Source organism: Collinsella tanakaei (genome assembly GCF_016900375.1).
In the GTDB taxonomy this organism is placed as follows: Bacteria; Actinomycetota; Coriobacteriia; order Coriobacteriales; family Coriobacteriaceae; genus Collinsella.
Map to the genome: position 1 here is coordinate 270,723 of NZ_JACJKB010000001.1, position 18,230 is coordinate 288,952.

An 18,230-nucleotide genomic window follows, 5' to 3' on the forward strand; every position below is an offset into this window, starting at 1 on the left:
ATGGTTCGAACGGCAATCCGACAGCTCGGCGAACATGCATCCCGCGAAACCTTACAGGACGCAACGCTCGCTAAAAATCACGATGAGGTCAGCGCGGTCAGCTCCTCAAGCAGCATCTGGAGGGCGCAGAGGGCCGACCCGGCGCGCACGGCGGCGCGATCGCCCTCAAGCGTCACGCGCCGCGAATCGACGCCGCGCGCGCTCGCGACTCCCAGGTACACCGTGCCCACCGGGTCTTGCTCCGTTCCTCCCCCGGGGCCGGCATATCCGGTCAGACTCACAGCGACATCCGCTCCGAACAGCCTGTGCGAACCTTCGGCCATCTGACACGCGACAGGGTGCGACACCTCCGTGTAGCGCGCGATCGCCTCGGCATCGACGCCGAGCACCGCCTCCTTCACCTCGTTGACATAGGTGACGGCGCCGCCGCGCAGCACGGCGGAGGCCCCGGGCACGCCCGCGATCGTGGAGGCGACGAGTCCCGCCGTGAGCGACTCTGCGGTCGATACGGTAAGGCCGCGTTCCGACGCGAACGAGACCAGCGCATGGGCGGCCTGTTCGAGTTGCCCCTCGATTCCTCCACATTCAGCCATGCGAGATGCTCCTATCCAAAGATGACCTCACGGCAATTCCAGAAGTACTGGATGCCGGACACGACCGTGAGCACCACGGCGGCGATCATCAGGATGTCGGACGTGAAGTGCAAGTAGATGGTGATCGGGCTCACGCCCGCAGACGCCGTCAGGGCGCCGAAAGCAAAGGTGAACAGGTAGCAGCAGATGGATACCATGGTCACCGCGGTCTTCCACTTGCCGAGCTTGTCGGCGGCAACGACCACACCGGCTGCGCTCGCCACCATGCGCAGGGCGCTCACCAGAAACTCGCGCACGAGGATGATGAACACGAACCACAGACTCACATAGCCCAAGTCCATGAGCAGCAGCAGGGCGGACACCACGAGCAGCTTGTCGGCAATGGGATCGAGGAACTTGCCGAAATCGGTAATCTCGTTGCGTGAGCGCGCAAGGTAGCCGTCGACCTTATCGGTCAGGCTCAGAAGCACATAGAGCGCGAAGGCGGCAAACGCCAAGCCGACCGACACCTGCCCGGACCCGTTGTGGTACGAGAGGTCTGACAGGACCATGAACACCGGGATGAACAGGATGCGGATGCAGGTCACGATATTCGCGGGCGTCCAGACGCTCGTCGTATGCGGACCATGAGGGCGACTACTCGAGCCCATGGGTTGCCTCCTTGTCGATGACATGGCCGATGAGCTCGTAGCAGAAGCTGTCGGTGAACTCCACGGTCAGGATATCCCCCACCGCGGCCTCGCCTGCATCGAGATGCACGGCGCCGTCGCAGTCGGGCGCCTGGAACCACGCGTGGCCGATGAGCTCGGGGCCGTCCTCGGTCTCCTCGATGCCATCGACGATGACCTCGGCGGTCTCGCCCACATGCGATGCCGTGGCGGCAAAACCGAGAGCCTCGGCAAGATCGATGGCCGCCTGGGTGCGCTCGAGCTTCTCCTCCTCGGGAATCTGCTCGTCCATGCGGGCGGCGCGGGTGCCGTCCTCACGGGAGTACGCGAAGACGCTCGTGTAGTCGAAGCCGATGCGGTCCATGAAGGCGAGCATCTCCTCATGCTCCTCGGCGGTCTCGCCCGGGAAGGCAGCGAGGTAGGTGGTTCGGATGACCATGCCGGGAATCTCGTCGCGCAGGCGGGCGAAGAGCTTCTCGAGCTCGCTTTCGGAACCGGAGCGGTTCATGGCGGAAAGAACGCGCTCGCTGCAGTGCTGCACGGGGATGTCGATATAGGGCAGGACCTCGGGCGTGTCGCGAATGGCGGCGATGAGCTCGTCGGTCATGCCCTCGGGCTGCAGGTACAGCACGCGGATCCACACGCGCTCCGGACGGACGGCAGCGGCCACGGCCTCGAGCAGCTGAGCGAGATTGCGCGGACCCTCGGTGTCCTCGGGAAGGTCGTTGCCCCAGATGCCCGTATCCTGGCCGATCAGCACGAGCTCACGCACACCGCCGGCAACCAGCTCGCGGGCCTCGGCGAGAATCGAGGCGGCGGAGCGAGAGCGGTAGCGGCCCCTGATGTAGGGAATCGCGCAGAAGCTGCAGAAACGGTCGCAGCCGTCAGAGATCTTGAGGTAGGCAACGGCGCCCTCGACCGTGCGCTTCACGTCGGGCACGTGCGCAGGAACGGCTCGGCCATGGCCGAGCAGCTCGTCGACCACGCCCACGATGCCGTCCTCCTCGTCGGTGCGCACGAAGGCGGCAACCTCGGGCAGCTCGTCGGGCAGGTCGGCGCCGTAGCGCGAGGGCACGCAGCCGCACATCACGATGGGAGCGGAGCGAACGCCCTCGTGGACCTCATCGGCAAGCTCGAGTGTCGTCTCGATGCTCTCGGAGGTCGCCGACGCCAGAAACGAGCAGGTGTTGATGATGACGAGGTCGGCATCCTCGGTACCGTCGGCCTCTTCGTAGCCGGCGGCGCACAGAAGCGACCTCATGCGGTCGGTATCGACCTCGTTCTTGGCGCAGCCGAGCGTGATGTACAGGATGGAGGATGGTTGGTCCATGGGCAGATGCGCTCCCCTTTCGATGCGGTTAGCGGTAGTTGGTGAACTGCAGCGGCTGACCGTAGTCGCGCTCGCGCAGCATCGCGATGACCTGCTGGAGGGCGTCCTTGGACGCGGAGGTCACGCGGAGCTTATCGGACTCGATGGTCACCTTGACCTTGAGCTTGGCGTCCTTGATGTCCTTGTTGATCTTCTTGGCGGTGGGCTGGTCGATGCCCTCGACGATATGGCCGAGCACGCGCACGGTGCCGCCCGAGGCGGCCTGCGGGGCGTCCCAGGAGACCGCAGCGAGCTCGATGCCGCGCTTGATGAGCTTCGAGCTGAACAGATCGATGATCTGGCGCGCCACGAAATCGGCGGGAGCGTTGACGGTCACGAGCTTGTCGCCCTTGGAGAGGTCGATGGTCGCACCCGAGTCCTTGAGGTCGTAGCGCTGGGAGATCTCGCGCGCCGCCTGCTGGTAGGCGTTGTCGACCTCCTGCATATCGACCTGGGAAACGACGTCGAAGCTGGAATCCTTAGCCATGGGTCATATCCTTTCGCATAGCAAACCTACGCCCTTACTCGTAGGTCTCCTCGTCTTCGTAGGTGGTGTCCTCCTCGTAGCCCTCGTCAGTCGAGGTGTCCTCGCCGGTGGACTCGCCATCCGCGCTCTGCTCCTCGGTTGCGGGGTCGGGCTCCGGCTGCTGCGGCACGGTGATGGTCACGCGGCCGACACCGGGGGTACGGGTATCCCAGTCGACGGTCTTGCCGTTCTCGGTCACCGAGACGTCGGACGGATGGTCGACGGTGATCTCGATCGTCTGGCCCGGGACGTACTCGAGGGTCTCGGGGCCGGCGGTCTGCGAGCCGTAGACGACCTCACCATCGACCTTGACCTCGATCCACGAGGTGGCGCCCTCGTCGACGGTGATGGCGATCTTCGTCTCGGTCGGAACCTGCTGCTGGGTAGCCGCCCCGGCGGCCGGATCATCCGCGTTCTGCCGGCCATCGCCGGCGCCGTCTTCGGGCTGGTCGGTATCCTGGGCGTCCTGGTCGTCGGCCTCGTCGGTCGCGGTGTCGTCGGCATTCGTCTGCGTCTGCTGGGTGGCAGCGGAGCCCTGCACCGTCGGCGTGGTCTGGTTCGCTGCGGGCGTGCAGCCGCGGACGAGCAGGAACACGATGATGATCAGCAGGATGACGATGACGGCGGCACCGCCGATAAGCAGGCGCTGGTCGAGCCCGCTCGCGGCGCCGCGCGATCCCCCGCGCTGAGGTCCGCGGCCGCGCGAGCCGTAGCCGCCAGGTCCGCGGCGTCCGGAAGCGGAGCCGTAATCGCGCGTGCGCTGCGGGGCGCGCCCGCGACCGGAGAAGTCGCGCGTGCCCGCGGAGCCCAGAGGGCGCCTCATCTGAACGGTGCTGTCGGCGGGCATGCCGCCGCCCGAAGCGGGCGCACCGTATCCGCCGCGCGAGCCGGAGGCCGGACGCAGCGCGCGGCGCGCGCCATCGCGTTCGGGAAGCTGCGATGCGCGGCGCTCGTTATCGGCAACCCGCATGGGCACATGGCCCGACGTCGAATCGGAAACATAGCCCGCCTGCGGGGGACGCTGGGCAAAACGGGAGCTCGACGAGGGCGGATCCACGAGCAGATAGCGACCGCTCGTGCTCACGCTGCGCGGTACGGGGTCCGTCGCGCCCTCGGTGAACTGGCTACCCGAGGCGCTGCCGCCCCGCTCGTACACATAGAGCTCGTCGAAATAGGCGTTCACGACCTCGCGCGGGTTCAAACCCAAATAGCGCGCATAGCTTGCGATCATGCCCTGCGCGTAGCCGCGCGGCGGCATCGACGCGAAGTTACCCGTCTCGAAGAACTCGATGATCTGAGGGCGAATCTTGATCACGTTGGCGACCTGCTGGATCGAAAGACCCAGCTCGCGACGACGATCGAGCAGCATCTCGCCGAATCGACTTGCCATCAGAACCCTCCAAATCCATCTTCTGCGGCCATCTCGGCCTCCACGGCCTCGAGGGCGGCGAGCCCCTCCTCGTCCAGCAGGACCTCACGGGGCTTGGAGCCGTCGGGGGGACCGACGACGCCCTTTTCCTCGAGCATATCCATGATACGGCCCGCACGTGCATAGCCAACCTTCAAACGGCGCTGCAAACCAGAGGTGGAACCGAGCTGGGACTCCACCACGATGCGCGCGGCCTCCCAGATCAGCGGATCGTCGTCGGACGCCTCGCGGGCACCGCCGCCCCCGCCGCCACCCATGGCGGCCGGAGCCACGGCGGAGAGGATCTCCTCGTGGTAATCGGCCGGGCTCTGCTCCTTGACGAACTCCACGACCGCGAAGATCTCCTCGTCGGACACGTAGCAGCCCTGGATGCGCTTGGGCTTGCCCCAGTCCACGCGGCTGAACAGCATGTCGCCCTGGCCGATGAGCTTCTCGGCACCCGTCTGGTCGAGGATGACGCGCGAGTCGATACCCGTGGCCACGGTGAGGCCGATACGGTTCGTGATGTTGGCCTTGATGAGGCCGGTCACGACGTTCGAGCTCGGGCGCTGCGTCGCCACGATCATGTGGATACCGGCGGCGCGGCCGAGCTGGGCGATGCGCACGATGGACGCCTCGACGTCCTTGCCCGCGACCATCATGAGGTCGGAGAGCTCGTCGATGACGATGACGAGATAGGGCATCTTCGCGGGCGGGTTGTCGTACTTCTCGAACTCGCCTGCCGCCTGCTTCTCGTTGAACGTCGAGATCTTGCGGACGCCGATGCGCTCGAAGATCTTGAGGCGGCGCTCCATCTCGGAGACGGCCCATTGCAGGGCGCTCGCGGCCTGCTTGGGCTCGGTCACCACCGGCACGTACAGGTGCGGCAGGCCGTCGTAGGGGGCGAACTCGACGCGCTTCGGGTCGATCATGATCAGGCGCACATCCTCGGGGAAGGTGCGCATGAGCAGGCTCATGAGGATGGAGCTGATGACGACCGACTTACCGGAGCCCGTGGTGCCCGCGATGAGCAGGTGAGGCATCTTGGCGAGGTCGGCCACCATGGGCTGGCCCTCGGCGTCGCGGCCGAGCGCGAACTCCAGCGGGCCGCCCTTCACGTACGGCAGGATGTCGCCGAACGCGACGGTCTGGCGCGTGCGGTTGGGGATCTCAATGCCCACAAGGGAGGTGCCCGGAATCGGCGCGAAGATGCGCACCGAGTCGGTGGCGAGCGAAAGCGCGATGTCGTCCTCGAGGTTGGAGATGCGGCTCACGCGCTCGCCCTCACCGGGCTGGACCTTGAACGTCGTGACGGTGGGGCCGGAAATCCAGCCGACCACGCGGGAATGCAAGCCGAACTCCTGAAGGGTGTCCTGAAGGGCCGATGCCGTCTGCTGAAGCTCCTTCTCGGAGCTCACCGACGAGGCCGAAGCGGGGTTATGGCGCAGCATCGACACGGGCGGAAGCTGGCGCTCGTCGCCCTCGTCGGTAGCGGATGCCGGCGTGGCGGTACCGCCCGCAGCGGCCTGCGGGGCGGCAGCGCGCTTGGGCTTCGGGCGCGCAGCAGCGGCATCGGCAGCGGAAGGCGCGGCAGCTGCGGGCTTCTCGCGATGCGCGGGGGCGGCAGGCGCCGCGGCGGCGGTGCGCTTCAGGAAATCGGGCACGGCGGGGGCGGCGTCATCGGCGCCTGCGGGCTCATCCCACGGCGGGGCGGCATCGCCCTCCGGCTCGGACGCGATATCGGCAACGCCGCGCGCGGTGCCCGCGGCGACGGCATCGAGCTCTGCTCGGGAGGCAGCGATCGCCCCGAGCGCACCGCCCGCGGCAACCGCGGCGGCGCCGGCCATGGGATCGACCTCGTCCATCGGCTCGACGAAGCGCTCCTTGACGGGAATGAGCGTCGTCTTGGCGCGATCGGGTGCCGCAGACGGGGCGACATCGTCAGAGGCGGGCTTGCGCTTCTTCTGCCTGCGGCCCAGGATGAGGGTCGTCTTGGCGCTCTCCGTAGCGACCTGGTCGGTCACGTCCACGAAGGGGTTGTCGTCGCCCTGGGGGGCATCAAGCTCGTCGTCGATGCGGTCGCGCGCCGTGATCGAACGGGCACCGAGGTAGGTCGTCTCGGCACTCCCCTCCTCGTCGTCGAACAGGCTCGCCTGGCGCGGCGTAGCTCGGCGGGGCGCCTGCTGGCGCGCCGGCACCGGAGCCTCGCCCCAAGGGCTCTCGTTCACGTCGACATGGCGTCGACGCGCGATCTGCTCGGCGCGTGCGGCGACGGTCGCGGTGAGCTCGCTCACCGAGAAGCCGATGATCACGAGGCCGAGCAGCACAAGGCCGGCAAGGATGACATAGGCGATGGTATTGCCCACGGCCGCCATGAGGGCGCTCGCGATGAAGGCTCCCAAGTAGCCACCGGTCGCGGAAAGATTAGCCGGCTCGAAGAGCGCGGAGGCGGGCACATCGGCGCCCACGACGGACAGCGAGAGCATGGCGAGCACGGCGCAGTAGATCACCGCAGCGCCCGCGCAGGTGCGGACGGGCACCCGGGCCGTCCCGCGCAGGAACAGCAGGGCCGCGGCCCCGAGGATGAACAGCGGCAGGATATAGCCGCCCAGGCCGAAGCCCAGGTGGAAGAAGCCCGCGAGCGCCGCCGTCACGGGAGCGGAACTCGGCGAGATGACCGCGATGAACGAGGCCACGGCGAACACGCCGAGCAGCACGCCCGCGATATCGCGCCCCGACCCCTCATCGAGCAGCGGAGCCGCCTGCTCATCGCGAGAGCGCCCCGCGTTGGCACGCAGGTTGCGCTCCCCCGACTGCGCGGCCTTGCGACCGCGCCCGGTGGAACCCTTGCCCTTGTTCGTCTGCTGCTTGTTGCCCGCTGCCGCCACGCTAGACCTCCATGACGACCGGGATGATCATCGGGCGCGTGCGTGTGCGGTTCCAGATGAAGTTGGACAGCGAGTCGCGCACTGCCTTGCGCAGGGCGTCGGTGCCGCTGCTCGTGTAGTTGAACTTGCCCTTCTCGATCATCTTCATGATGGAGGCCGAGGCATCGGACGAGAACTCGTCGTCGATGGTGAAGGACACGCCGCGGCCGGAGAACTCGATGGCGTCGACGCGCTTGCGCTTGAGCGACACGATGGCGACGGCGGTCACCATGCCGTCGTTGGCGAGCTTCTGGCGGTCGCGCAGGACGATGGGGTCGGTGTCGCCGATGCGCAGGCCGTCAACGTACACGACGCCCGACTCGACCGAGGGGCCGCGGCGCACGACGCCGCCGCGCATCTCGAGCGAATCGCCGTTGTCCAGGATGAAGATATGGTCCTCGGGCATGCCCATCTTGCGGGCAAGGCCGGCGTGGGCCCTCAGGTGGACCGCCTCGCCGTGGACCGGCATGAAGTAGCTCGGCTTCGTCATGGCCAGCATGAGCTTGAGCTCTTCCTGGCTGCCGTGGCCGGACACGTGCACGAGCGTGCGGTTCTTGTCGTAGACGTCGCAGCCAATCTTGGCCAGACTGTTCACCACCTGCTGGACGCCCTTCTCGTTGCCGGGGATGGGCGTGGCGGAGATGATCACCGTGTCGCCCTCGTGCATCGAGAGCGTCTTGTGCTCGCCGTTAGCCATGCGCGAGAGCGCCGACAGCGGCTCACCCTGGGAGCCGGTGCACATGACGACAATCTGGTCCTCAGGGAGGTTGTTGATGTCGTAGGCGTCGATGATGTCTTCCTCGGGGATGTCGAGGTAGCCGAGCTCACGGGCGACGCGCGTGTTCGTGAGCATGGAACGGCCGGTCACCACGATCTTGCGGTGGCAGCGGCGCGCGGCGTCGCAGATCTGCTGCAGACGGTGGATGTGGCTCGAGAAGCTCGCCACGAAGACGCGGCCGGGCGCGTTCTTGATGGCGCTGTACAGCGAGGGGCCGACCTCGGCCTCGGACTTCGTGAAGCCGGGACGCGTGGCGTTCGTGGAGTCGCTCATGAGCAGGTCGATGCCCTGCTTGGCGAACTTGCTGATGGCGGCGTAATCGGGCGTCACGCCGTCGATCGGCGTCTGGTCGAGCTTGAAGTCGCCAGTGTGCAGGACCGTGCCCTGCGGCGTGCGGATGAAGACGCCCAGAGCGCCGGGGATGGAGTGCGTCATCGAGAAGAAATCGATCTGGATGCAGCCGAGGTTCACATGGCTGCCGCCGGTGACCTCGCGGAACTTCGGCGCGCGGATGCGGAACTCGGCGAGCTTGCCCTCGATGAAGCCGAGGGTGAGCTTGCTCGAGAAGATGGGCACCTTGTTGTTGAGGTCCTGCAGCAGGTACGGCAAAGAGCCGGTGTGGTCCTCGTGGCCGTGGGTCACGACGATGCCGCGCAGCTTCTCCTCGTTCTCGAGGACATAGGTGTAGTCGGGCAGCACCAGATCGATGCCGGGCTGCGAATCGTCGGGGAACATGAGGCCGGCGTCGACGAGGATCATGTCCTCGCCGCACTCGATGACCGTCATGTTCTTGCCGATACCATCGAGACCGCCCAAGGGGATGATCTTGAGCGGTGCGGGCTTCTTTTTAGTTGTTGCCATGGGGTGAGATGGCTCCTTTCGTTGCGGTGGTATCCATACGGCGGTATCCGCCAAACCATTCAATATCGGCCCGCGCGTGAGATTCGCAGGCATAATTCACAGTGATAAGCCATTGTACCAACATGCGGCATGCCTTACACGCAGCCGACCCCATCCCTACACAATGCGTGGAAATTGAAAGTTTGGGCGACAAGATTGAACCTGGCCCCATCTTGTCGCCTGCAAAAGAAGGCCGGACCCTCCCGAACGGAGGATCCGGCCCATCGCATACGGTTCAGAAAGACCGCGCTATCGCATTAGCCCTCGTGATGACGGCGCGGGGTGCGGCCGCCGTTGTCGCCGGGGCGACGCGGACGATCGCTGCGGTCGCCATGCTCGCGGCGCGGACGGCCGGGACGGTCGCTGCGCTCGCGACGCCCGCGGCCACCGAAGCCGCCCTCGTCGGAGCCGCTACCCGAACCGGCGGGAGCCTCGGGCTTGTCGAGGCGGTCGAGCGAGATCTTGCCGCGCTCGTCGACCTCGATGACCTTGACCTTGACCTCGTCGCCGACGTTCAGCACGTCCTCGACCTTATCGACACGGCCCTGGGCCACACGGGAGATGTGCAGCAGGCCGTCCTTGCCGGGCAGCAGGTTGACGAAGGCGCCGAAGGGCTGGATGGAGACGACGCGACCGGTGTACTCCTCGCCCACCTCGGGAACCTTGACGATGAGCTGGATGCGCTCGACGGCCGCATCGACGGAATCGCCGACGCCGCCCACGAACACGGTGCCGTCCTCGTGGATGTCGATGGAAGCGCCCGTCTCGTCCTGGATGCCGCGGATGGTCTCGCCGCCCTTGCCGATGACGTCGCGGATGTTCTCGACCGGGATGGTGATCGAGGTGATGCGCGGCGCGGTGTCGCGCGTGGTCTCACGCGGGGCGGGGATGACGTCGAGCATCTTGCCGAGGATGAACGCGCGGCCGGCCTTGGCCTGCTCGAGCGCAGAGCGCAGGATGTCGAAGGTGAGGCCGGTGGCCTTGTTGTCCATCTGGAGCGCCGTGATGCCGCGCTCGGTGCCGGTCACCTTGAAGTCCATATCGCCCAGGAAGTCCTCGATGCCCTGGATGTCGGACAAAACGACGGTCTTGCCCTCCTCCTGGATGAGGCCCATGGCGATACCGGACACGGGGCGCTTCAGCGGCACGCCGCCGTCCATGAGCGCAAGGCAGCTCGCGCAGGTCGACGCCATGGACGAGGAGCCGTTGGACTCCATGACCTCGGAGACGACGCGGATGGCGTAGGGGAACTCCACCTCATCGGGCAACACCGGCAGAAGGGCGCGCTCGGCGAGGTTGCCGTGGCCGATCTCGCGGCGCTTCGGGGCGCCGATGCGGCCGGTCTCGCCGGTGCAGAACGGCGGGAAGTTGTACTGGTGCATATAGCGCTTGCCCTCGACGGGCTCGATGGTGTCAAGACGCTGGCCCTCGTTGAGCATGCCGAGCGAGAGGACGGAGAGCACCTGGGTCTGACCGCGCTGGAACAGGCCGGAGCCGTGCACGAGCGGCAGGTAGGAATCCTTCACCATGATGGGGCGGATCTCGTCGGCGGCACGGCCGTCGACGCGCTCACCGGTCTCGACGACCATGGTGCGCATGGCCTTCTTCTCGAGCTTCTTGAGGTTGACCGGGATCTCGCGCTCCCACTCGAGCTGCTCCTCCTCGGTGAACTCGGCGCGGATGCGCTCCTTCAGCTCCTCGACGTGCGCGATGCGGGAAAGCTTGTCGGCATCGGACAGCGCGGCGTACATCTCGTCGTAGTGGGCGAAGATGCGCTCCTCGACCTCGGGAACGGGCTGATCGAGGATGTACTCCTTCGGGACGATGGCGCCGTTGACGCGCTCCCACTCCTCGATGAACTCGAGCTGGGCGTCGCAGAAGGCGCCGATGGCCTCCTGGCCGAACTGCATGGCGGCGAGCATGTCCTCCTCGGTCACCTCGTCGGCGCCGGCCTCCACCATGGAGATGAAGTCGCGGGTGCCCGCGAGCTCGAGGTCGAGGTCGGAGTTCTCGCGCTCCTCATAGGTGGGGTTGACGATGAACTCACCAGTCTCCTTGTTGCGGCCGATGCGCACGCAGGCAAGCGGGCCCTCAAAGGGGACGCCGCCGACCGTGAGGGCGAGCGAGGCGCCCATCGTGCAGATGACGTCGATGGGGTTCACCTGGTCGGCCACGAGCGAGGTCGCGACGATCTGGACCTCGTTGCGGAAGCCGTCGGGGAAGCTTGGGCGGATGGGACGGTCGATCATGCGAGCGGTGAGCGTGGCCTTCTCGCTGGGACGGCCCTCGCGCTTAAGGTAGCCGCCGGGAATGCGGCCGGCAGCGTACATCTTCTCGTTGAAATCGACGGTCAGCGGGAAGAAGTCGTAGTTCTTGCGCTCCTTGGAGACGACGACCGTGACGAGCGCGGTGGTGTCGCCCTGCTTGACCAGGGTGGCGCCTGTCGCCTGCTTGGCGAGCTCGCCGGACTCCAGGGTGTAGGTCTTGCCGTACAGCTCAAAGGTCTTGGATACGAGTGTCATTTTTCTCCTTCATCTCCGCACGCCCCATTGCGTGCGGGCCTCGATAGGGCCTGCGGTCGCCCCGCAGGCGGTGTAGAGGACGCGATTGCGGCCCCTTACATGAAAAGGAGCCCCCACGGGGGCTCCTGCATGCACAACGTGTTACTGGATGTTGTCGCGGATACCGAGCTCCTTGATGAGCGCGCGGTACTCGAAGATGTCGTTCTTCTTGATGTAGGACAGAAGACGACGACGGCGACCGACCAGCATGAGCAGACCGCGGCGGGTGTGGAAGTCTTTCTGGTGGGACTTCATGTGCTCGGTGAGCTCACGGATGCGCTCGGTGAGGATGGCAACCTGAACCTTGGGGTTGCCGGTGTCGACGGGGCTGTTGCCGAACTGAGCGGTGAGCTCAGCCTTGCGCTCCTTGGAGATGGTCATGATGAACACCTTTCTCTTGAATACGCCCAGCACTGGGATGCCGCCGGTGCAGCGAGCATCTAAGTGCGGGTAACCAACAGCTGCTTATACTACCACAGCCCTCCGCATTCACGAGAACTGCATGCAAGTTTGGGGACAGGTCCCAAACTTTCACCTCGTGTAGACATGCCGCTCGCATCGAAAAGAGTATGAGATTACCGACAGATAGCGGTCGATTTGCCGCCGTAGTTGTCGGTTATCTCATACTCTGCAAACGCCTTGCTGCCTGCCGATGAAAGTTTGGGGCCTGTCCCCTAACTTTCACGCAAGGGGGATGAAGCGGCGGGCTGCTATCGGTGTCGTCACGATGCCGATGATCACCCAGATGGCCATGCCGGGCAGAGAGGTGGACCATTGCCCGAGTGCAATATCCGTGATGATGCCAATGAGGTTGGGCAGCAGGCCCGTGAAGCCGACGAGGGCCACGGCGAGCAGCCAGGTATCTTTTGCCGACCAGGCCTCTTCGGTGGGATACCCCGGAGCGTTCAGCGAGAACAGCCACTGCTTGACCGCGCGATGCGCCCGGTACACGAGCACGTAGCCGTAGATGACGAACCCGAGGGAAACAGCAAGGATCAGAAACATAAAGCCCACCGCCTGAAAGGCGCCGAGCATGTCCTCCCGCCTGATCGCATCGAACGCGATGCATGCGGCGATCAGGCAGATGATCGTCACCACCACGCTGAGGATGATCTCGAACCGCAGGCACTTGCGAATCGCCACGCGCGGGGCCTCGCCCAAAGCATGCCAGTAGCGCTTCACGGCATCCATGGTCGCTCCTTCCCTTCGGCTACCTATGGACCGTATTCCCCGCAACAAGGCAGACCTTACTGCAAGTTTGGGGACAGGTCCCAAACTTGCACGCAAAAGGCCGCGGCCGGGAACGTATCCCGGCCGCGGCCCATGCAGCTTAAACGGCGATGTACCCCGCAGCTAGAGCAGCAGGAAGTACAGCAGGAACGCGAGGCCGGCGACCCACATGAGCGGGCGCACGTACATGGCGCGGCGCGTCACCACGGCGACGACGATGTAGGTGATGAAACCGAGGCCGATGCCGTTGGAGATCGAGTAGGTGAACGGGATGCCGGCGATGATCATGAAGGTTGGGAAGCCCTCGAGCACGTCGTCCCACTTGACCATGACAGCGTCGCCCATCATGAGGAAGCCGACGAACACAAGCGCACCGCAGGTCGCAGCGGAGCTGATGCACGAGATGAGCGGCGAGAGGAACGCTGCCAGAATGAACAGGATGCCCGCGAAGACCGAGGTCAGACCGGTGCGGCCACCGTCGGCGGCGCCCGAGGCGGACTCGACGAACGTCGTGATGGACGAAGCGCCCATCAGGCCGCCCACCGCAGCGGCAGCGGAGTCGACGACGAGAATCGGCTTGATGTCCTCGACCTTGCCGTCCTCGGTCAGGAACTCGCCCTGCTTGGCCACGGCCATAGCGGTGCCCATGGTGTCGAAGAAGTCGCTCATCATGAGCGAGAACGCGAACAGCAGGATCGTCGGGGTGGTGATCGCCTTCACGATGCCCATCACGCCGTCGGCATCGCTCATGAAGGGCGCGCCGAACGTCGTGAAGTCAAGCGGCGCGACGACACCCGTCGGCGGCTGCACAACACCCAGCGGAACGCCGCAGACCGCAGCGACGAGGATGCCCCACAGAAGCGCACCCTTGATCTTCATGGAGTAGAGCACGACCGTCGCCACGATGGAGATGGCGCCCACCAGGAAGGTCGGGTCGGTCACGTCGCCGAGCGACACGAGCGTATCGGGGTTGGCCAGGATGATGCCACCGTCCTTGAGGCCGATCATCGCGATGAACAGGCCGAGACCGATCGAGATGCCGCGGCGCAGCGACACCGGGATGGCCTCCATGATGGCCTCGCGCAGACCGCAGAGCACGAGCAGCAAGATGGCGATGCCCTCGATAAGGACAACGGCCATGGCGGTCTGCCAACCAAGGCCCATCGCGCCGCAGAGCGTGTAGGCGACGATGGAGTTGATGCCCATGCCGGACGCGCAGGCAAGCGGACGGTTGGCGAAGATGCCCATCGCGATGGTCATGATGCCGGCGCCCACGCAGGTCGCGGTCACAGCCGCGGTAACGGGCACGCCGCCCGCCTCCAGGATGAGCGGGTTCACCACGATGATGTAGGCCATCGCCAAAAACGTGGTGAGACCGGCGCGCAACTCGGTTGCCACCGAGGAGCCACGCTCACCTATCTTGAAAAACTGTTCCATTAGGATTCTCCCTCCCCCAAAACAAGTGACCCCCATCTGGAAGCCACCCGCACACTCTAGCACGAGCGCTGCAAGTTTGGGGACAGGTCCCAAACTTGCAACCTAAAAAGCCGCGACCGGGAAGGGATCCCGGCCGCGGCCTGACAAGATTGTACCTGGCACCAACTTGTCGCTAGCGGGGCATGGACCAAGCGGTGTGATCGGTGTGGAGCAGCTCCTCGGCGCGCTCGGAGAGCGGGTGCTCGAGGTAATCGTCGTAGACGAGCTTCACGCTGGGGTTCTCGTGGCTAAAGCGGATCGGCGCCTTGGCATCGAGGCCCCACAGCACGTCGCCGCGCTCGCCGGCAAGCTCGCAGCCGTCGTGGATGGGCTGTCCGCCGCCGCCCACGCAGCCGCCGGGGCACGCCATGATCTCGACGAAGTCGTACTCGACCTCGCCGGCACGCAGCGCCTCGATGAGCTTATGGGCGTTGCCCAGACCGCTCGCCACGGCAACGCGCAGCGGGGTTCCGGCCAGATCGAAGGTCTTCTCCTTCCAGCCGTCCAGGCCACGCACGCCGGAGAAGGCGTCCGGGTCGGGGTTCTCGCCCGTGGCAAGGAAGTAAGCGGAGCGCAGCGCCGCGTCCATGACGCCGCCGGTCGCACCGAAGATCACGGCGGCACCGGTGCCGACGCCGAGCGGCTGGTCGAGCTCCTGCTCGGGCAGGCCGGACGCATCGATATGCGACGCGCGGACCATGCGGTCAACCTCGCGCACGGTGAGGACGACATCCACATCGGGCTCGCCCGTCTCCCCCACCATGGTGGGCAGCGCGGCCTCGGACTTCTTGGCCACGCACGGCATGATGGACACGCTGAAGATCTTCGAGGGATCGACACCGAGCGCATGCGCGTAATAGGTCTTGGCCACGGCGCCGAACATCTGCTGCGGCGACTTCGACGTGGACACCTGGTCGAGCATGTCCGGGTAGTGCGACTTCACGTAGCGGATCCAGCCCGGGCAGCACGAGGTGAACATCGGGAACTTGATGTTCTCGCCGCCCGGCTCGCCCGCCTTCTTGATACGCTCGAGCAGCTCGGAGCCCTCCTCCATGATGGTGAGGTCGGCCGAGAAGTTCGTGTCGAACACGTAATCGAAGCCCATGGTGCGCAGGGCGGCAGCCAGGCGCTCGACCGTTGCGTCCTCGCGCGCAAGGCCGACGCCCTCGCCCCACGCGGCGCGCACGGCGGGCGCGACCTGAACCAAGCAGATCTTCTCCGGATCCTCGAGGGCGTCGAACACGCGCTCCGTATCGTCGCGCGCACGCAGCGCACCGGTCGGGCAGTGGGTGATGCACTGGCCGCACAGGGCGCAGTCGGTCTCAGACAGCTGCTTGCCGCCAGCGACGTTCACCACGGTGTGGCTCGCACGGCTCGTGAGGTCCCATACGCCCGTGCCCTGGACCTTCTCGCAGATCTGGATGCAGCGCAGACACTTGATGCACTTGTCGTTGTTGCGGATGAGCGGGAAGGCCGGATCGGAGCGAAAGCCCTCGAGATGCTTGGAGAACGGCAGGTCGGTGATGCCCAGGTCGTTGGCGAGCGACTGCAGCGAGCAGTTGCCCGAACGCGTGCAGCTCGTGCACTCGGAGTCATGCTGCGAGAGCAAAAACTCCACGTTGGTCTTGCGCGCGATGCGGGCCTTGCGGCTGTTCGTGTGCACGACCATGCCGTCGAGCACGTAGTTGTTGCACGCGGCCACGAGCTGGTCGATGCCCTCGACCTCGACCACGCATACACGGCAGGCGCCGACCTCGTTGATGTCGCGCAGGTAGCACAGGGTCGGAATCTCGATCCCTACGCTTTTCGCTGCGTCAAGAATGGTCGTATGCTCGGGTACCTCGACCTCGCGGTCGTCGATGATCAGCTTTACCACTGGAAATTCCTCCCCCCACGGAACGCACCGAAGCCGAAGTGATCGCAGCGCAGGCAGCGCGAGGCCTCCTGGTGCGCCTCCTCCTCGGTGAGGCCGATCTCGGCCATCTCGAAATCGCCGATACGCTCGGCGGCGTCGCGCTCCTTGAGCTCGCAGCGGCCGCACAGGCGCTTGCCCTTGAACTGAACGGGCGGCAGGTCGACATCGAGCTCGATTGCGTGATCGAACCCGAGGTAATGGTCGATATTCGCAGCCGCGACCTTACCGGCGTTGATGGCGCGGATGACGGTCGCGGGGCCGGTCTGGCAGTCGCCGCCGGAGTACACGCCGTCGAAGCCGTCGATGGCGCCCTCGGTATCCGTGACGATGCGGCCCCACTTGCAGGGGATGCCGACCTGCTCGAACGTGGCCGAGTCGATGTCCTGGCCGATGGCCACGATGACGCGGTCGCAGGCGATGAGCTGCTCGGGCGCGGCGGCAGCGCGGGGTGCGGGGCGGCCGCGGCGCGGGGCGCCGATGATCTGCGGCTGCACGACAACGCCGGCGACGCGGCCGTCCTCGGTGGTCTCGATGCGCACGGGGGCGTTCAGCTCCATGATCTGGCAGCCCTCGGCCTCGGCGCCGGCGATCTCGGCGTCCTGGGCCGTCATGTCGCAGATGCGACGGCGGTACGCGATGATGACCTTCTCGGCACCAAGGCGCACGCTGGAGCGCGCGACGTCCATGGCGACGTTGCCGCCGCCGATGACCACGACGCGCTCGCCGGTGAAGTCCGGCATCTCGCCGTCGCCGATGGCGCGCAGCATCTGGACCGCGGACACGACGCCTTCGGCATCCTCGCCCTCGAGTCCGAGCTTCTTATCGCTGTGGGCACCGATGGCCAGGTAGACCGCGTCGTAGTCGCGGCGCAGCTGCTCGAGGCCGGTGCCGTCGATCGAGCACTCGGTCTCGACGTCGATACCGCAGTCGAGGATCCACTGGATCTCGGCGTCGAGGTCCTCGCGCGGCAGGCGGTAGCTCGGAATGCCGTAGCGCAGCATGCCGCCGAGGTGCTTGCGCTGCTCGAAGATCTTGACCTTATGGCCCATGAGCGCCAGGTAGTAGGCGCAGCTGATGCCGGCGGGGCCGCCGCCGATGACGGCAACGTTCTTGCCGGTGGCCTCCGCCATGTTGGGACGGTAGTCGCACTCCATGTGATCGGTCGCGTAGCGCTTGAGCGCCAGGATGTTCAGCGGGTCGTCCACGATACCGCGGCGGCAGTGCATCTCGCAGGGATGCTCGCACACGCGGCCGCACACGACGGGCAGCGGGTTGTCCTTGCGGATGAGGCGGACCGCATCGGTGTAGCGGCCGGCCTCCACGAGCGAGATGTAGCCCGGGATGTCGACGTTTGCCGGGCAGCCGGCGACGCACGGGACGCGCTCGTTCTGCTCGAAGCCGCAGGCGTGCTCGCGCACATGATGCTCGAAGTCGTCGCGGAACCCGCGCACCGCCATGAGCGCCATGGAGCCGGCCTCGTAGCCGATCGCGCAGTCGCTCGACAGGTAGATGGTGTTCGCGGTCTTCTCGATCAGGTCGATGGTCTCGAGCGTGGCGCGGTTGGCCAGAACGTCCTCGAGCAGGTCGGCCAAGGCCTTCAGGCCCACACGGCAGGGCGTGCACTTGCCGCAGCTCTGGGTGGCGCACAGGTTGACGAGCGCCGCCGTGAACTCGACCGGGCAGGGCGCGAGCGAACGCGCAGCGAGCCTGCGGCCGAGCGCATCATGCAGGTCGTCCATGACGGCCTGAGCATGGCTGCGCTCCATGACATGAAGTCGTGCCATAGAAATCTCCCCTCTGATAGTCTCAATAAGTTTTTATTACAGATTGAGGCTCGGGGCCACAGCGAACCCCCAGACGGCTTGATTCAGCATGCGAA

At 66.0% G+C, this 18,230-nt stretch carries 13 protein-coding genes; all 13 read right to left on the reverse strand.

The features are described 5' to 3' along the window. Nucleotides 1–77 precede the first annotated feature (77 nt). Nucleotides 78–593: a CinA family protein gene (locus tag H6A16_RS01235; protein WP_204615422.1), complete on the reverse strand. Its 516-nt coding sequence runs from the start codon at nt 591–593 to the stop codon at nt 78–80. A gap of 11 nt (nt 594–604) precedes the next feature. Then, the gene (gene pgsA, locus H6A16_RS01240; protein WP_204615425.1) at nt 605–1,243 is read right to left on the reverse strand and encodes a CDP-diacylglycerol--glycerol-3-phosphate 3-phosphatidyltransferase; all 639 of its coding nucleotides are present in this window, start codon (nt 1,241–1,243) and stop codon (nt 605–607) included. After that, nucleotides 1,230–2,591, reverse strand: coding sequence for a 30S ribosomal protein S12 methylthiotransferase RimO (rimO, locus tag H6A16_RS01245; protein ID WP_204615427.1), 1,362 nt, complete (start codon nt 2,589–2,591; stop codon nt 1,230–1,232). The genes pgsA and rimO overlap by 14 nt, the downstream gene beginning before the upstream one ends. A gap of 28 nt (nt 2,592–2,619) precedes the next feature. Further along, entirely contained in the window at nt 2,620–3,117 is a 498-nt protein-coding gene (locus H6A16_RS01250) for a YajQ family cyclic di-GMP-binding protein (RefSeq protein WP_204615429.1), read from the reverse strand. A gap of 34 nt (nt 3,118–3,151) precedes the next feature. After that, on the reverse strand, nt 3,152–4,546 hold the full coding sequence (locus H6A16_RS01255; protein WP_204615431.1) for a helix-turn-helix domain-containing protein: 1,395 nt from the start codon (nt 4,544–4,546) through the stop codon (nt 3,152–3,154). Beyond that, nucleotides 4,546–7,452 carry a DNA translocase FtsK 4TM domain-containing protein gene (locus H6A16_RS01260; protein WP_204615433.1) on the reverse strand — a complete coding sequence of 969 codons (2,907 nt, stop codon included), beginning with the start codon at nt 7,450–7,452 and terminating at the stop codon, nt 4,546–4,548. Before H6A16_RS01260 ends, H6A16_RS01255 begins: the two co-directional genes overlap by 1 nt. A gap of 1 nt (nt 7,453) precedes the next feature. Beyond that, nucleotides 7,454–9,130 (reverse strand): ribonuclease J, encoded by a 1,677-nt coding sequence (locus tag H6A16_RS01265; protein ID WP_204615435.1) that lies wholly within the window; start codon nt 9,128–9,130, stop codon nt 7,454–7,456. A 296-nt stretch (nt 9,131–9,426) separates the two neighbouring features. Continuing rightward, nucleotides 9,427–11,691: a polyribonucleotide nucleotidyltransferase gene (locus H6A16_RS01270; protein ID WP_204615437.1), complete on the reverse strand. Its 2,265-nt coding sequence runs from the start codon at nt 11,689–11,691 to the stop codon at nt 9,427–9,429. Nucleotides 11,692–11,832: 141 nt separating this feature from the next. Continuing rightward, nucleotides 11,833–12,111: a 30S ribosomal protein S15 gene (rpsO, locus tag H6A16_RS01275; RefSeq protein WP_204615439.1), complete on the reverse strand. Its 279-nt coding sequence runs from the start codon at nt 12,109–12,111 to the stop codon at nt 11,833–11,835. Between the two features lie 300 nt (nt 12,112–12,411). Further along, nucleotides 12,412–12,921, reverse strand: coding sequence for a hypothetical protein (locus H6A16_RS01280; RefSeq protein WP_204615441.1), 510 nt, complete (start codon nt 12,919–12,921; stop codon nt 12,412–12,414). Between the two features lie 162 nt (nt 12,922–13,083). Next, nucleotides 13,084–14,397, reverse strand: coding sequence for an NCS2 family permease (locus H6A16_RS01285; RefSeq protein ID WP_204615442.1), 1,314 nt, complete (start codon nt 14,395–14,397; stop codon nt 13,084–13,086). 172 nt (nt 14,398–14,569) lie between these two features. Continuing rightward, a complete protein-coding gene (locus H6A16_RS01290) occupies nt 14,570–16,312 on the reverse strand; it encodes a [FeFe] hydrogenase, group A (protein WP_204615443.1) in 1,743 nt (580 codons plus the stop codon). Further along, nucleotides 16,306–18,135: an NAD(P)-binding protein gene (locus H6A16_RS01295; protein WP_204615444.1), complete on the reverse strand. Its 1,830-nt coding sequence runs from the start codon at nt 18,133–18,135 to the stop codon at nt 16,306–16,308. Before H6A16_RS01295 ends, H6A16_RS01290 begins: the two co-directional genes overlap by 7 nt. Nucleotides 18,136–18,230 lie beyond the last annotated feature (95 nt).

What these genes read in the sequence shown, in the direction of transcription:
- H6A16_RS01235 (WP_204615422.1), bottom strand. Translation starts at nt 593, where the DNA reads ATGGCTGAATGTGGAGGAATCGAGGGGCAACTCGAACAGGCCGCCCAT.
- pgsA (WP_204615425.1), bottom strand. Translation starts at nt 1,243, where the DNA reads ATGGGCTCGAGTAGTCGCCCTCATGGTCCGCATACGACGAGCGTCTGG.
- rimO (WP_204615427.1), bottom strand. Translation starts at nt 2,591, where the DNA reads ATGGACCAACCATCCTCCATCCTGTACATCACGCTCGGCTGCGCCAAG.
- H6A16_RS01250 (WP_204615429.1), bottom strand. Translation starts at nt 3,117, where the DNA reads ATGGCTAAGGATTCCAGCTTCGACGTCGTTTCCCAGGTCGATATGCAG.
- H6A16_RS01255 (WP_204615431.1), bottom strand. Translation starts at nt 4,546, where the DNA reads ATGGCAAGTCGATTCGGCGAGATGCTGCTCGATCGTCGTCGCGAGCTG.
- H6A16_RS01265 (WP_204615435.1), bottom strand. Translation starts at nt 9,130, where the DNA reads ATGGCAACAACTAAAAAGAAGCCCGCACCGCTCAAGATCATCCCCTTG.
- H6A16_RS01270 (WP_204615437.1), bottom strand. Translation starts at nt 11,691, where the DNA reads ATGACACTCGTATCCAAGACCTTTGAGCTGTACGGCAAGACCTACACC.
- rpsO (WP_204615439.1), bottom strand. Translation starts at nt 12,111, where the DNA reads ATGACCATCTCCAAGGAGCGCAAGGCTGAGCTCACCGCTCAGTTCGGC.
- H6A16_RS01280 (WP_204615441.1), bottom strand. Translation starts at nt 12,921, where the DNA reads ATGGATGCCGTGAAGCGCTACTGGCATGCTTTGGGCGAGGCCCCGCGC.
- H6A16_RS01285 (WP_204615442.1), bottom strand. Translation starts at nt 14,397, where the DNA reads ATGGAACAGTTTTTCAAGATAGGTGAGCGTGGCTCCTCGGTGGCAACC.
- H6A16_RS01295 (WP_204615444.1), bottom strand. Translation starts at nt 18,135, where the DNA reads ATGGCACGACTTCATGTCATGGAGCGCAGCCATGCTCAGGCCGTCATG.